At 48.5% G+C, this 12,982-nt stretch carries 18 protein-coding genes; 14 read left to right on the forward strand and 4 right to left on the reverse strand.

The annotated features are described in order from the left end of the window. Positions 1 to 5 precede the first annotated feature (5 nt). Positions 6 to 545, reverse strand: a complete 540-nt coding sequence (locus tag N5923_RS09885; RefSeq protein WP_267142463.1) for a hypothetical protein — start codon at positions 543 to 545, stop codon at positions 6 to 8. A gap of 7 nt (positions 546 to 552) precedes the next feature. Beyond that, positions 553 to 1,410 (reverse strand): phage repressor protein CI, encoded by an 858-nt coding sequence (locus tag N5923_RS09890; protein ID WP_267142462.1) that lies wholly within the window; start codon positions 1,408 to 1,410, stop codon positions 553 to 555. 122 nt (positions 1,411 to 1,532) lie between these two features. On the opposite strand from N5923_RS09890, the gene N5923_RS09895 reads away from it, so the two are divergent. From N5923_RS09895 to N5923_RS09960, 14 genes are all read left to right on the forward strand, one after another. Continuing rightward, positions 1,533 to 1,757: a hypothetical protein gene (locus tag N5923_RS09895; protein ID WP_267142461.1), complete on the forward strand. Its 225-nt coding sequence runs from the start codon at positions 1,533 to 1,535 to the stop codon at positions 1,755 to 1,757. A gap of 35 nt (positions 1,758 to 1,792) precedes the next feature. After that, positions 1,793 to 2,302: a phage regulatory CII family protein gene (locus N5923_RS09900; protein ID WP_267142460.1), complete on the forward strand. Its 510-nt coding sequence runs from the start codon at positions 1,793 to 1,795 to the stop codon at positions 2,300 to 2,302. A 7-nt stretch (positions 2,303 to 2,309) separates the two neighbouring features. Continuing rightward, on the forward strand, positions 2,310 to 2,495 hold the full coding sequence (locus tag N5923_RS09905; RefSeq protein WP_407704438.1) for a phage filamentation protein Fil family protein: 186 nt from the start codon (positions 2,310 to 2,312) through the stop codon (positions 2,493 to 2,495). A 1-nt stretch (position 2,496) separates the two neighbouring features. Continuing rightward, positions 2,497 to 2,880, forward strand: coding sequence for a hypothetical protein (locus tag N5923_RS09910; RefSeq protein ID WP_267145229.1), 384 nt, complete (start codon positions 2,497 to 2,499; stop codon positions 2,878 to 2,880). A 68-nt stretch (positions 2,881 to 2,948) separates the two neighbouring features. After that, the gene (locus N5923_RS09915; RefSeq protein ID WP_267142457.1) at positions 2,949 to 3,176 is read left to right on the forward strand and encodes a DUF2732 family protein; all 228 of its coding nucleotides are present in this window, start codon (positions 2,949 to 2,951) and stop codon (positions 3,174 to 3,176) included. Continuing rightward, complete coding sequence (locus tag N5923_RS09920) at positions 3,176 to 3,403, forward strand: TraR/DksA family transcriptional regulator (RefSeq protein WP_267142456.1); 228 nt, start codon at positions 3,176 to 3,178, stop codon at positions 3,401 to 3,403. Before N5923_RS09915 ends, N5923_RS09920 begins: the two co-directional genes overlap by 1 nt. Beyond that, positions 3,400 to 4,257: a DNA adenine methylase gene (locus N5923_RS09925; RefSeq protein ID WP_267142455.1), complete on the forward strand. Its 858-nt coding sequence runs from the start codon at positions 3,400 to 3,402 to the stop codon at positions 4,255 to 4,257. The genes N5923_RS09920 and N5923_RS09925 overlap by 4 nt, the downstream gene beginning before the upstream one ends. Continuing rightward, positions 4,254 to 6,629 (forward strand): replication endonuclease, encoded by a 2,376-nt coding sequence (locus tag N5923_RS09930; protein ID WP_267142454.1) that lies wholly within the window; start codon positions 4,254 to 4,256, stop codon positions 6,627 to 6,629. The genes N5923_RS09925 and N5923_RS09930 overlap by 4 nt, the downstream gene beginning before the upstream one ends. A 66-nt stretch (positions 6,630 to 6,695) precedes the next feature. After that, the gene (locus tag N5923_RS09935) at positions 6,696 to 6,884 is read left to right on the forward strand and encodes a hypothetical protein (RefSeq protein ID WP_267142453.1); all 189 of its coding nucleotides are present in this window, start codon (positions 6,696 to 6,698) and stop codon (positions 6,882 to 6,884) included. Between the two features lie 17 nt (positions 6,885 to 6,901). Further along, positions 6,902 to 7,132 carry a DinI-like family protein gene (locus N5923_RS09940; protein ID WP_267142452.1) on the forward strand — a complete coding sequence of 77 codons (231 nt, stop codon included), beginning with the start codon at positions 6,902 to 6,904 and terminating at the stop codon, positions 7,130 to 7,132. Between the two features lie 2 nt (positions 7,133 to 7,134). Further along, on the forward strand, positions 7,135 to 7,362 hold the full coding sequence (locus N5923_RS09945) for a hypothetical protein (RefSeq protein WP_267142451.1): 228 nt from the start codon (positions 7,135 to 7,137) through the stop codon (positions 7,360 to 7,362). A 302-nt stretch (positions 7,363 to 7,664) separates the two neighbouring features. Continuing rightward, positions 7,665 to 8,468, forward strand: a complete 804-nt coding sequence (locus N5923_RS09950) for a TIGR04255 family protein (protein WP_267142450.1) — start codon at positions 7,665 to 7,667, stop codon at positions 8,466 to 8,468. Between the two features lie 26 nt (positions 8,469 to 8,494). Beyond that, positions 8,495 to 9,133, forward strand: a complete 639-nt coding sequence (locus N5923_RS09955) for a helix-turn-helix domain-containing protein (protein ID WP_267142449.1) — start codon at positions 8,495 to 8,497, stop codon at positions 9,131 to 9,133. Between the two features lie 15 nt (positions 9,134 to 9,148). After that, entirely contained in the window at positions 9,149 to 10,009 is an 861-nt protein-coding gene (locus tag N5923_RS09960; protein WP_267142448.1) for a hypothetical protein, read from the forward strand. Positions 10,010 to 10,051: 42 nt separating this feature from the next. Here N5923_RS09960 and N5923_RS09965 read toward each other — a convergent pair whose 3' ends face one another. Then, positions 10,052 to 11,080: a phage portal protein gene (locus tag N5923_RS09965; protein WP_267142447.1), complete on the reverse strand. Its 1,029-nt coding sequence runs from the start codon at positions 11,078 to 11,080 to the stop codon at positions 10,052 to 10,054. A 1-nt stretch (position 11,081) separates the two neighbouring features. After that, the gene (locus N5923_RS09970; protein ID WP_267142446.1) at positions 11,082 to 12,848 is read right to left on the reverse strand and encodes a terminase ATPase subunit family protein; all 1,767 of its coding nucleotides are present in this window, start codon (positions 12,846 to 12,848) and stop codon (positions 11,082 to 11,084) included. Positions 12,849 to 12,982: the final 134 nt, after the last annotated feature.

Here is a 12,982-nt window from a genome sequence, read left to right on the forward strand (position 1 = left end):
ATAACCTACTTTGAACGAAGCTCTTCTACAAAAGCACTAAGACCCGGATTGCCACCATCCGTGTAACAGCACTCGCTAAACGGGTCAGCCCATGTATAGCCATCGTCCTGCATCAGTTCTTTGGCCTCAGAAATTCCCGCATACTGGCTTGTTAGCTCCAGTGCACGTTTTCGGGTAAGTGTAAAGGTAATGGAGTGCTTAGGTTTAGGCGTATATTTACGAGTACCCATATCTAATTCTCGCGGCAACACTGTGACTTTCACCGAATCAGCTGGCGTCTGAAATAAGACACGATAAGCCGCATATACAGCTGCTTTATTTACTGTGTAAGTAATATTTTTATCAGTATCGCCCTGAAAGATCGCAGGTAGAATCTGCACGTGCAGAGGCTTTTCCTTTAATACTTTGAAGTAACCAGTGTCTGGCGCGTAATCATTGTGATCTTCCATCATCGCAACGGAATTTTTAAACATCTCTGGAGCAGCATGAGAAGAAAAAGACATGCCTAAAACTAGAGTTAACATTATAAAATTGCTGTGTTTCATATATCCCTTATGAGTTTTTTGTAAGTGTTAGCGTAACCATTCCTACTGGCTTCACATCTTCAGTCGAGCATTCAAATTCAGATTTACTATCTGAAACTTTAATTCTGTTGCCGGGAATCCTCACCACTTGATAAATGTCTTTATTGCCATCGATATCAAGGATCCATAAACCATTACTTACGGACTCCGCCCCGAGGTCAACAATCCATGAAATGGCACCTTTTTCTATAAACGCAGGTTGTTTGATATCAGAAGATAGCAATGAAGAGTCAGCCCACCACTCCCCTGCTGCATCCAGACTTCCACCGTTTAATTTGTATTTATTCAACTTACGCAAACCAATTGGATTGCTTGCAGGTGTTTCAGCTTTTTCTCCTGGCGCTCCCTTCCCCGTTGCCAACCACCGGAGCGACACACCGGTATCCAACGCACATGCGACAACTACATCACCGGGAAAATAATCTCTGCGCACCCAGGCACTCATTGTGCCGGAAGCGATATCCAGCAGATCACCAAGCTGTTTTTGCATCGTAAAACCGTAAGCGTCAAGGATTCTGCGCAGCACAGCTTTTCCGCCCGATGCCAGCATCAAGTCGTACAACTCTTTTCCGTGAAGGGTGCCATCAGTAACTGATGGTGAACTTACATTTTTAAGCTCACCACTAACCAACCACTGCAAATCGGCTTTTGTTTCTAACGAGCACTGGATCACGTAGTTACCGGGAACGCTTCCCCGAGCAACCCAGTTATTGATAGTTGGTAGAGGTATGTGCAGTAGCTCTGCAAGTTCAGGACGTGACTTAACTCCATAAGAATTAAGGATTCTTTCCAGCACATCCTTAGCATCGCCAAAATCAATCGTCATATTTTCACCAAATATTCCATTTTGGGTGTTTACAATAATCCATATGGATCATAATATTCACCTCGAAGCACGAAAATGCACGCCAATGCACGAAAACAACATTCAACTGGAGATAATCAAACATGACACCTCAAATTGCAATACCTTCAGGTCGCGATTTGATGACCTATGAAGAGTTCGCGGATAGCTATGGATACAGTATCCGTACCGTTAAGCAGATGGTGACCGACGGTGATTTGCTATTGATGCCACGTAAAAAAGACGGTGGCGCGGCTCGTATCAATATGATCGCCTTTCGCGCTCGGCTGCTGGCTCAGGGTATCAACTGCCGATATGTGGCGGCTTAAGTAACTTGATTATTTAAGTTAAAAAGGAAATTTTCATGTTTGATTATCAGATATCTAAACAACCGCATTTTGATAATGCCTGCCGTACCTTCGCGTTGCGCCACAATCTGGCTCAGCTGGCAGATAAGGCAGGCATGAATAAGCAGACCCTGCGCAACAAGCTAAACCCTGAACAGGTCCATCAACTTACCTGGCTGGACATTGCAGTTTTGACTGATGCAACAGAGGACGCAACGTTAGTTGATGGCTGGCTAGCGCAGATGAATTGTTTGCCGTCTGTACCGACCAATGAAATGTCTTCCGAAAAACTGTCCACCTATGTAATGAAAGCAACCGCAGCAGTTGGTCAGGTCGCTGCTGAAACCGTTTCAGACGAGCGCATGACTCTTTCACGTAAAAGTGCTTTTGTAGATAGCATCAACTCCGGGATCCGCTGTCTTTCACTGGCCGCGATGGCTGTTCATGCACGCATCCAGTGCAATCCGGCGATGGCTTCAACTGTTGATGCTGTTAGCGGTATCGGCGCATCTATTGGTTTGAGCTGAGGCAATGATGACTATATCAATCGCCCCATTGCTAAAGCGTCAAAACCCATCACCAGCATATGGCCATGGCTGGATTATGGGCGAGAACGGTCACCGCTGGCACCCAAGCAATAACCAGAAAGCGCTTTTACATGATTTATCGTCAGCGAAACCAACTTTACTTGCGCGCATCAAGCGCCGCATGGGGGGTTAGTATGCCTCGCCTCGCCCTGACAATCGCTGATAAGGATATCCCTACCCCATTTAATGAGGTCCGGCTGATCCATGCCCGCGCCGATACAGTGGAGAAGATGACCTTTGAAGAATTTCAGAAAAGTTGGCGGCAGATGCGCAGCAATAATGATAATCCTGCTCTGAGGTATTTCAACCGGCAGAACGGGGAGTTTAAATTCTGCGTTCTCACTCTGGTTAATCGTGAGTACCCATCAACATTTAAGCAAGATGATATTGGTAAGCCCTTTGAGTTCTTCGAAGAAGAGCGCCGCCGTCTAATTATTAAGGCGATGAATAAAATGGCGCGTTGGGGCCGAATATTGCCGCGACAGTTTTCCGAGTCAGACGGATTTCTGGCTGAATAAATAACCGACTTTAAATAAATGGCGTAAACCCGCCGGGCATGTTTTTGCCTAAAAATGGAGTTCCAAATATGCGAAATGTAGAAACCAGGCAAATGACGACAGAACCAGAAGCTATTGAATACATGCTGACAGCCGCTCGAATGGATGAACGTCGTAACCGAGCTGAAGTTATGGCTGCACGCCTCGATATTCTGGCCGAAAAAATTGCCATACATTCGCTCAGCAGAGAGCAAGCTGCGGAAATGGTACGTGATGAAGCGATGAATATCATGCATCAGGCGCAGGAGCTGCACTAATGGCTGATTCAATGGATCTTGTTCAGCAGCGCGAAGCTGAGAACCTTGCCCGCAACATTGCAAAAGCAACTATGCGCACAACGCAGATCAGTGCATTTTTCTGTGAAAGCTGTGATGCCCCTATTCCCGAAGCCCGCCGCAAAGCTATTGATGGCGTCACGCTTTGCGTTGACTGCCAAACATTAAGCGAGCTGAAATCCAGCCACTATCGTGGGGCAGCGCTATGAATAAAACCATCTTGAAATGGGCGGGCAGCAAAGCTGGCATTATGGATGAATTAATCAAACATCTGCCAGCCGGTAAGCGTCTGTTTGAACCGTTTGCAGGTTCATGCGCGGTAATGATGAATACTGATTATCCAGCCTATCTGGTTGCAGATATCAACCCCGATCTGATTAACCTTTATCGGCAGATAAAGGAGCATGCGCAAGTCTTCAAGGTTAAGGCTTTCCGTGTATTTTCTGAAAATCGGGATGAGGAAAGCTATTACAAAATTCGGGAGGAGTTTAATCATCATCCTGGACTGCCACTGATTGACCGTGCAGCTTATTTTCTTTACCTCAACCGCAATGGCTATCGCGGGCTTTGTCGTTATAACCAGCGCGGCAATTTTAATGTGCCTTACGGTCATTACACCAAGCCATATTTCCCGGCTGATGAAATTGATGCTTTCACGCTCAAGGCACAGCGCGCGACATTTATCTGTGCGGAATTCAGTGAAACCCTGCAGATGGTTCGAGATGGTGATGTAATTTACTGCGATCCACCGTATGACGAAACATTTAATCAGTACCACGGATCGGGCTTTAATCAAGACTCTCAATATGCCCTTTCATGCATGCTTACTGATATGGCAAATCGCTATAAGGTCATCGCATCTAATAGCGACACTGAGTTAGTGCGTAACCTGTATAGCCAGTTTGATATAACGGTTATTGATGCCGCGCGCAGCATGGGGGTTGCTGCCGGTACGAGTAAGAAAGCAAAAGAAATAATCGCCGTTTGTCGACCCGCCGGCTTAATCAGCCAGGTGACTTATCCGGCTGTTTATCCTTCTCAAATGGCTGAGGCAATACAGTGAAAACTGATTACGCCTTCCCGTGGAACACCCCACGGGAAGCCATCGCCAGCCCTTATCCTACTTATGATGAGATCAATCGCCGCGATCAGATGATCGCGGCGCTTTCACATGCAAAAGAAATTCTGGAAGAACAGCCCATAACAGTTCGTCTGGATATTAATCGCCGTCTGGCCGAACTGGAAAAAGAGCATGGAGTTCAGCGGGCTAATGCCTACTTAACGAAAACATTCGTCGAGCGGACATTGCCACGCCTTGAGCTGGTAAACGCAAAATATCGTCTGGATTTCGCCGAAGCACCTCATTTCAACATAGAGGACACGCCAACGCAGCGCGGCACCACATCAGATATCGCGATGGTACAACTGATGCGTCGCCTGAATCGACTGGCTGATATGCCGCGGGCAGATATTGACTTGCTGGCGGGTGATATTGCCAATTTCATTACCAGTGAACTGATCCAGGTGAATGAGGAAACCCGCGAGTCCTCAGAATATAAAGCGCTTTTTAAGATGTATATGACCTGCGCACGCATCACGCGCCAGCTGGGACAGGCTGCGCCACAGTGGGAGCGCATCACGTCCAAATTTTTTAGTGAAGATGATGCTGCACCAGCCATATACAAAATGAAGTCAGAGCGTTGGTGGCTTAATCGCTTGCGCCGTATCGCAGCAGAATGGCGCGAACATATTCAGATAGCACTGGCAAACGTCAGTAAGAAGAAAAATCCCTACGCCAGCAAAATGACCGTGCATGACTGGCGCGAACAAAAGCGCCGCACAAGAGAGTTTCTGAAAGGGATGGAGCTGGAAGACGAAGAAGGCAACCGCATCAGCCTAATCGAAAAATACGATGGCAGCGTGGCAAATCCGGCCATACGCCGTTGTGAGCTTATGACCCGCATTCGTGGCTTTGAAAACATCTGCAATCAAATGGGCTACGTTGGTGAGTTTTATACCATCACCTCTCCGGCTCGATATCATGCAACCATCAAGACCGGCCATCGTAACCGCAAATGGAATGGCACCAGCCCGGCGGACACCCAGCGCTATCTGCGCGGAGTATGGGAAAAGGTGCGCGCCAAACTACACCGACAAGACCTGCGTATTTTTGGCATTCGTGTTGCTGAGCCTCATCATGATGGAACTCCACACTGGCATATGCTGCTATTTATGCGCACTGAACACGTTGAGCAGGTACGCGAGATTATGCGCCACTATGCCAGTGAGCAGGATAATAACGAACTGACCAGCGATAAAGCGCGTAAAGCGCGCTTCCATGCCGAAGCAATCGATCCGGAAAAAGGCAGCGCCACCGGCTACGTAGCTAAGTACATATCGAAAAATATCGATGGCTATGCACTGGATGGTGAAACCGACGATGAAAGCGGCCAGCTGCTTAAGGATACCGCCCCAGCTGTTTCAGCCTGGGCGGCGCGCTGGCGTATTCGACAGTTTCAGTTTGTCGGTGGTGCGCCGGTTACCGTATACCGTGAATTACGTCGCATGGACGATAGTGAAACAGCGCATGGTCTCAGCGTTGAATTTGCTGAAGCACACGATGCCGCAGACGCAGGAGATTGGGCTGCATACGTCAATGCTCAGGGCGGCCCATTTGTTCGTCGCGATGATCTGGCAGTGCGCACATGGTATCAGCCCGCATCTGAGCTGAACGAATACGGAGAGGAAACGCTACGGCTGCAAGGTCTGTACGCTACCTCTGTGGGTAATGACACGCCAATTCTAACCCGCCTGACGCAATGGAAGATTGTCGCAAAGCGTGCTGTTGAATTGGCCATTGACCTTCAGGACGCGCCCGCGTCCTCTCGGAGTTCTGTCAATAACTGTACGGGGAGACCGGGATCTGAGGATCCGCCGACGCCGGTAAGTTCGTCTGAAATAGACTTTAATAGCGTCAGCAGGAAGGAACGCCGCCACATGCTCAACCGGATACGGGGTCAAAGAATTGAAAAACAGCACAAGAAATTACTGAGACCGGCATCAGTAGAAAGTGCCTGTGACAGAGCTATAGCGGAAATAAGGGACCTGACCGGCGAAGTAATCAGCCGGGCACTGGCCGTGCGGCTTATACGTGGTGCTGATACCGAAATCTTAGGTCGGTGGTATCGCGGCGCTGCTGATGGCGCGATTTACTCAGCAAAAGCACCGCGCAATGTAAAGGCAGACTTAACTGAAAGATGCCTTAAGTTAGCGCCTAAAGTTCCTGAAAAGAGAACTAAACATCATCCTTTAGTTTGTAAGTATATCGAAAAGGCACTCGAAGATTTCAATATCTCTTATGAACGAACATTCCGCACTGAAAAGGATAAAACCACAAAAAATCATGAAGATAAAAAACGATATAAAATGAAATAATTTTCTTTAAAAGAGCCGAAAGGCTATGTTACTGTATAAATACACAGTACCTAGTGGGAGGGAAAAATGCCGCTGGAAGATTTAAGCCCCATTCATAAGAGACTGGCGTGCGTGCAGTTCATTGCTGAAGTTTCGCTAGTCGCGAACTGCAAACCGTCCGATCTCAAGCTGGCGCTAACTTTAATTGCCGATTTGGCTAACTCTGAACCTCTCAGCTCCTGCGCTGATGAGGGCATTTTTTACGCTGTAGAATAAATAAGTGAGGTTGCAGGATGCGTGTCGAAATCACTCTGGATAAAGAGCAAAAAATTAGTCAGGCAAAACTGGAAGCATATGAGGCCGAGGTACATAGAGCGGTGCTTGAGGTTTTCCCTGCCACAAAAATCAGAGTTCGCAGAGGCTCCGCCAATGGCGTTGAGATCGCGGGCTTTAATCTGGAATCAGACAGGGAAACGCTGAGCCAACTCCTGCAGGATGTTTGGGAACGTGACGACTGGTCGTAGCGATGAAACGAGATATCGAAATTTATTGCGCTTACAGTGAAGCTGTCCGCCTGACTGGACGGGGCTATTTTGAAATTGCCACGCGTGATTTCGTGATGCTGGCGGCACAAAAGGGTTTCCCCATAACCCCTGCCGAGGCGAATAAATACATCAGAGAAAAACCACATGAACGCGTGAAACTGATTGATGAAGGTGCCCACGGGTTCAACAATTACAGATTTACCCACTGAGCCTGATGCGTTGATTACAGGTTTGAAATTAAAAGTGCGGAGTGCATGCCTATGCTGCATGAAAACGCATGAACCACACACAGCTTAAACACCTCAACGGCACCAGGCACGGTGCCGTTTTCATTGGGTCATGCAGCTGCATGAAAACCACTACAAAAAGCGGGCAGGCGTGGCGGGGATACGAGCGCGCGCTTTGATCTCTGCGTCTTCTATCAACTAAGGGCTATAGTTAGGAACTTAAACTTGTTAGAAGTGTCAACCAAGGTGTAAACTAGGTTTAGTAACTTACTCAGGAGGGATGTATGGGCAACAAAATGTCTAATGCCCCCGTATACTACGCTTTAGCTCAAGCAAAGTTCAACGTCGTTCAGGTGATGCACAGATTTGTCGATGAAATTCAAGACTTGCTGAGACGGCATGGATATACTCTTTTCGAAGAGCAATCTGCTGACCAGCTTCAGTTTGTTTTCAATAGTGGGGAAGAGGCGCCTCAGCCGAAAGTTATAGAAGTTAGGCGATGGCTGTTCACAAAAGCGGACAGAAGTAGTGGTTTTATACTTGAGAACGATAGTATCGCGTTCCAGACAACCCATTACGAAACACATAGTGAATTTTTCCAAGAACTCATGACAGGGCTTTTTACTGTCCACAAAGTGGTATCACTAGAGCATGTAAGCCGTTTAGGTATAAGATACTTAGATGCTGTGTTACCAGTTGCTGGTGAAAATGTTGATATGTACCTTGTTGATGGGTTACAGGGCGTTCAGGCAGGGGCAAGGCAACTTCATGCTCTGAATGAATATATGTATGAGACGGAAGTTGGACCTTTGATTGCTAAGGGAACATTGGTTCTGAGAGTTCATAAGTTAACAGGCGAACTCTCATTTCCTCCCGATATTCAGCCGCAAGGACTAAAGCTAAAAGACAAGTTCATAAATACCGGAAAGATGCATCATGCAATCATTGATACTGATCATTATGTTGAAGCACCAATTGCGCTGACAAATGATAATGGGTTGCGTGAACAATTAGACGTAATGCATGGGGAAGTGAAAACATGCTTTTTTTCAATGCTTAAGCCCCATGCTCAGCAAACATGGGAGTAAGACACCTGGTAGGTTATGGGGGTTCTATGTCTGAAGTCGCAACATTTACACCATTCATCAGGCACTATATGCCTGATGCTAAGACCATTGCTGTGCTTACTACAGCTTTGTTGGGCACTGGCAGTAATTTTCCTATGGAAAACAAGCAGCAATGGCAGGGGTATGTTCAGCCAAGAGTAATGCTGGGCTTTACATCGGTACGTAAGCCGCATATCTCGACATCCGATCCGTTAACAGCTGATGTTCGGGATGCTGTGTCACATCTAAACAATATAAAAACTGTTCTCAGTCCTTCAATGACTGACTTGGCGGGTTTTATAGGCGTAACTCGTCAGGCTGTGTATAAATGGTTGTCGGCAGACAGTTACCCTGATACAGAGAATTTGGCTTCCATTACCAAGCTAAGCTTAGTAGCAGATGCTTTTTCCAGTGCTGGCATTGTTAATGCGAAAGACCTTATAAAGATGAAAGCCTTTAACGGCAGGTCATTGTTCGATAAATTAAAAAGTGATGTTGAATGGACTAGTCTGGTTAATTTACTTATTAATGAATCGAGAGCTATTGATGGTATGGTAGCCAAGGCTAAACGTGGACAGTCGAAAGCAGTGCCAAGCAATGATTGGCAAAATTCAATATCTATTCCTCGAACTCCGGAAGTTGACTAATCTAAAGAGAAATAAATGATTGGAAGAGGCACGACGTGGCGACAGGGTCATCTCTTAACAGATGAAGATGCAGTAAGACTTGAGTTGGTGCCCGAAAAAGGCACCAATCAAAGGTTTGTTGTAATCACTCATGATTGTGATATTCCTAACGATCAAGAAAATGAGCTGGAAGTTTCGTCTGGTACAATCATTGATAAACCTGAAAAAATGCTTTTTCGCGCACGTAGCCCAAGAAAGCTGCAGATTGCTTATAATGACGTAAGTGATGAAAGTTTAAAATATATCGAAATTGATCATATTAAAAAAAACAGAATAGATAAATATAAACTTGATAATCTTAACTCTCATGATTTGAATCTGCTAATAAGTGCTGAGGAAAAAAGAGCACTAAAACAATGGCTCGCGGCTAGATATGGGAGGCCTGCCTTCCCAGACTGTTTCGAAAGCAGGTTTAGAAAAAAAGTGAATAGTAAGCTCAATTTTGAGCAGGCTATTGCTAAAGCTTTAACACCTCATTCGGATCATCTTGTTGGCGTTTTTTTTGATTTAGGGGAGAGCCGTCACATAGATCTTCCATTGAATACACCATATATTCTAAATGTCCTTATTGTGTATGATGGTATTATTGGAAATATAGTGGGTCGCAGAGAATCTGAATCTGCAGCGGGAAAAATAACTGCATTATTTCATTCAGTTTTTGGCGATCCATCTTCAGGGGATGAACTAAAAGAAATAGAACTTGAAAGTTGCGTGGCAATGCCGGACACATCATTCAATCTCTCAGATATCCGAAGAATGGATCAGTGGAGATTGGAGTATATTAGTTTGAGAGATGATGATGATTCATTTTTTTCTGTTGCAGAGTCACCAATATAGTGATTGTTTGAAATGGAACCACCAATAGGTGATTCCGTTTTATTAGCATAATGAATACTCTTCGAATGTGATAACTTCGTCATCTAACCACTTATTTAACTCTCCCAAGCGCTTTTGCAACGGTATCAATTCATTCCGCACAAACACCCGGCTGGCCTTCTCCACGTCACCAAATCCCCCCGTGTTGTTAGGCATAATCCCCATCATCTGCGGCGGCACACGCTGTGCGGCCAGCATATCGTCACGGCTCACATTTTTAATGCTCAGAAACTCATCCTTGGCCGCCACCTCTGACAACGGGATGATCTGAATACCGTCTTTCTTGCCGTTCGGCGAGTACATAAACAGGTTACGGAAATTGCCCGGCCCCTTGGCGCTCTTCATTGCGCTGCGGATATTGTTTACATCCTCCTGGCTCTGCGCGGCGTCGGTCATATACATGATAAAACCGGCATGGCTGCCGTTAAGGTAATACTTGCGGCGGAACAGTGTGGCGGACTCATTCAGCAGCGTTGACGGGATGGCGGACAGATATTCCGGCAGGCCGTAAATCTCCTGATTCAGATCCGGTTCCATCAGGTGAAAGATACTCCCCTTCGTAAATTCATACGGCTGTGTTTGCAGGCCGTACTGCACAAACCAGTAAGTATCGAGGTCCACGCCGCGCCGGGTAAATTTTGCCAGCGATGGCTCAAGCGCCAGTGTTTCACCCAGGCGGTTAGTCCGGCGCTCCAGATAGGCGTTACCAAATACCAGATAGTCCTGTACAAAACGGCTGAACGCCTGCTGACTCAGCAGCGGATGCGGGATAAAGGTGCTGGTCAGGATATTGCGCTTAACGAAAATCGGTGAGCTGTGGTGAACGGCGGCGCGGAACGTGCGCGCCAGCCCGTCAAAGCTGACCGGCGGCTCATACCATTTGTCCATCTGCACGCATTCGACGTAATCCAGCAGTTCGCGGCGGTCCAGCACCGGGATCGGGTCACCGAAAGAAAACGCCTCTGCTGCCGCCTGCGGGTTGGCGTTATGGGTGATAGTTGGTTTGGATGACTGAAATTTGCGCTTGGCCATTCTAAAAAATCTCCACGATGTTTGAGCTGTTGGCGTTCTCGCCCTGCAGCGGTTCGTTAAATAAGGCGTGCATGGTTGCCCAGGCCAAATCGGCGTGGCTGGCCTCTTCGCTGCGGCTGGCTTCGTAGGTCGGGCGGTTACCGCTGGCGGTGGTGGCCTTGCGGATTGCCATAAAGGACTGCGCGATATCGGTGTGACCCGCGTCAAATTCGATTCGGCGGTGGCTGATGATGTCGTATGCCTTAAGCACCAGGGCGTTTTTCACGTTCGGGTTATAGATAAACTCACGCACCGCCGGGAAAAACTGCTTAACATGTTCATAAACCCCGTGGCCGACGCCGGTTGAGTCGATGCCGATATAGGTCACGTTATACTGCTCGGTCAGCTTTTTGATGGCGTCGGCCTGCGCGCGGAAGTCCATGCCGCGCCACTGGTGGCGCTCCAGAATGCGGAACTTGCCGCCGGGTGCGGCGGGCGGTGCCATCACCACGCATCCGGCGCTGTCGCCGTTCTGCGTCCCTTTCGCCGGGTCGTAACCGATCCAGACTTCACGCCAGCCATACGGGCGCAGCGCCAGCGCCTGAAAGTCGGTCCAGACTTCCCAGCTGTCCACCATGCACGCCTGCAGGTCGGCCAGCGGAAACACTGAGGCGAGATCGTCGATAAACTCACACATCAGCAGGTTCTGATATTCCGGCGGGCTGTACTCCATGCGCAGCTGGTCAAGGTCAAACAGGTTACAGCCGCCGCGCACCGCATCCTCCACGGTGACAATCTGGCGGTACTGGCCGTCGGCACACAGCAGGCCGGGGGCCAGGCTGCCGTGGGTCAGGTCGATGTCTACCCGGTCCGTTTTTGAACGCCCCCGGTTGTACAGCGCGCCAGACCAGAACGGATAGGCGGAGTGCGTCAGGCTGGACGGCGTGGAAAAATAGGTCTGCCGCCAGTGCTTGTGCAGCGCCATGCCGGACGCCACCTTACGCAGTTCCTGAAATTTCGGGATCCAGAAATATTCATCCAGATAGAGATTGCCGTGGTAACTCTGCGCGGTGCGGGCGTTGGTGCCGAGGAAGTACAGGCACGCACCGTTACTGAGCGTCATTGGATCGCCTTTCAGTTCCACGTCCACTTCACGGGCAAATTCGATGATGTACTGTTTGAAAACGTGCGCCTGCGCCTTGCTGGCTGACAGGAAAATCTGGTTTCGCCCGGTGGTCAGCGCATCGACAAGCGCCTCACGGGCAAAAAAGAAGGTTGCGCCTATCTGACGTGATTTCAGCAGGTTACGCACACGATACTCATTGCCTGCACGCCACCAGTGTTTCTGATAGCCGAACATCGACGCGTGGAACACTTCCTGCAGTTTCTCGATCTGGTCGTCGGTAAAGACGTTCTTTTCCGGCGGTTTACGCGGGCCGCTGTTGCGATTTGCCACTTTCGGATTCAGGTCGGCTTCGTTGCCGCCGTCCTTGAATTTGGCAATGCGCGCGTGACGTTCCCCCTGGCGCGCCAGCAGGTCTATTTCCTTAAAGTCCCGTCCCTCCTTTTCCGGTTTCATGATGAGCTGGCAATAGCGCGCCGCCGTGGTCAGCTGCATCTGATCCAGCGGGCCATAGTCGCCCCACTTGTCGCGCTTCTTCCAGCTGTGCACGGTTGCAGGCTTCTCTCCCAGCATTTCAGCGATGCGGGATACGCGTAGCCCCTGAAAGTACAGGAACATTGCCTGCCTGCGGGGATCGAGGTCTTGCGGAGTGAGTGTCGTTTTCATGCCGTCAGACTACAGCCCGGCGTTCACCTCCTCCGCTCCTGCCAGTTGTGTCAGTAACGGCACAATGCCGCGTCATTGTTCCCTCACCCTGTTAGCCGCAACCATAGGGACTCAAAGAGAAATTACCTTCTCAG

It is taken from the genome of Winslowiella arboricola, assembly GCF_025527015.1.
Classification (GTDB): Bacteria; Pseudomonadota; Gammaproteobacteria; order Enterobacterales; family Enterobacteriaceae; genus Erwinia; species Erwinia arboricola.

What these genes read in the sequence shown, in the direction of transcription:
- N5923_RS09885 (WP_267142463.1), bottom strand. Translation starts at nt 545, where the DNA reads ATGAAACACAGCAATTTTATAATGTTAACTCTAGTTTTAGGCATGTCT.
- N5923_RS09890 (WP_267142462.1), bottom strand. Translation starts at nt 1,410, where the DNA reads ATGACGATTGATTTTGGCGATGCTAAGGATGTGCTGGAAAGAATCCTT.
- N5923_RS09895 (WP_267142461.1), top strand. Translation starts at nt 1,533, where the DNA reads ATGACACCTCAAATTGCAATACCTTCAGGTCGCGATTTGATGACCTAT.
- N5923_RS09900 (WP_267142460.1), top strand. Translation starts at nt 1,793, where the DNA reads ATGTTTGATTATCAGATATCTAAACAACCGCATTTTGATAATGCCTGC.
- N5923_RS09905 (WP_407704438.1), top strand. Translation starts at nt 2,310, where the DNA reads ATGACTATATCAATCGCCCCATTGCTAAAGCGTCAAAACCCATCACCA.
- N5923_RS09910 (WP_267145229.1), top strand. Translation starts at nt 2,497, where the DNA reads ATGCCTCGCCTCGCCCTGACAATCGCTGATAAGGATATCCCTACCCCA.
- N5923_RS09915 (WP_267142457.1), top strand. Translation starts at nt 2,949, where the DNA reads ATGCGAAATGTAGAAACCAGGCAAATGACGACAGAACCAGAAGCTATT.
- N5923_RS09920 (WP_267142456.1), top strand. Translation starts at nt 3,176, where the DNA reads ATGGCTGATTCAATGGATCTTGTTCAGCAGCGCGAAGCTGAGAACCTT.
- N5923_RS09925 (WP_267142455.1), top strand. Translation starts at nt 3,400, where the DNA reads ATGAATAAAACCATCTTGAAATGGGCGGGCAGCAAAGCTGGCATTATG.
- N5923_RS09935 (WP_267142453.1), top strand. Translation starts at nt 6,696, where the DNA reads ATGCCGCTGGAAGATTTAAGCCCCATTCATAAGAGACTGGCGTGCGTG.
- N5923_RS09940 (WP_267142452.1), top strand. Translation starts at nt 6,902, where the DNA reads ATGCGTGTCGAAATCACTCTGGATAAAGAGCAAAAAATTAGTCAGGCA.
- N5923_RS09945 (WP_267142451.1), top strand. Translation starts at nt 7,135, where the DNA reads ATGAAACGAGATATCGAAATTTATTGCGCTTACAGTGAAGCTGTCCGC.
- N5923_RS09950 (WP_267142450.1), top strand. Translation starts at nt 7,665, where the DNA reads ATGGGCAACAAAATGTCTAATGCCCCCGTATACTACGCTTTAGCTCAA.
- N5923_RS09955 (WP_267142449.1), top strand. Translation starts at nt 8,495, where the DNA reads ATGTCTGAAGTCGCAACATTTACACCATTCATCAGGCACTATATGCCT.
- N5923_RS09960 (WP_267142448.1), top strand. Translation starts at nt 9,149, where the DNA reads ATGATTGGAAGAGGCACGACGTGGCGACAGGGTCATCTCTTAACAGAT.
- N5923_RS09965 (WP_267142447.1), bottom strand. Translation starts at nt 11,080, where the DNA reads ATGGCCAAGCGCAAATTTCAGTCATCCAAACCAACTATCACCCATAAC.
- N5923_RS09970 (WP_267142446.1), bottom strand. Translation starts at nt 12,848, where the DNA reads ATGAAAACGACACTCACTCCGCAAGACCTCGATCCCCGCAGGCAGGCA.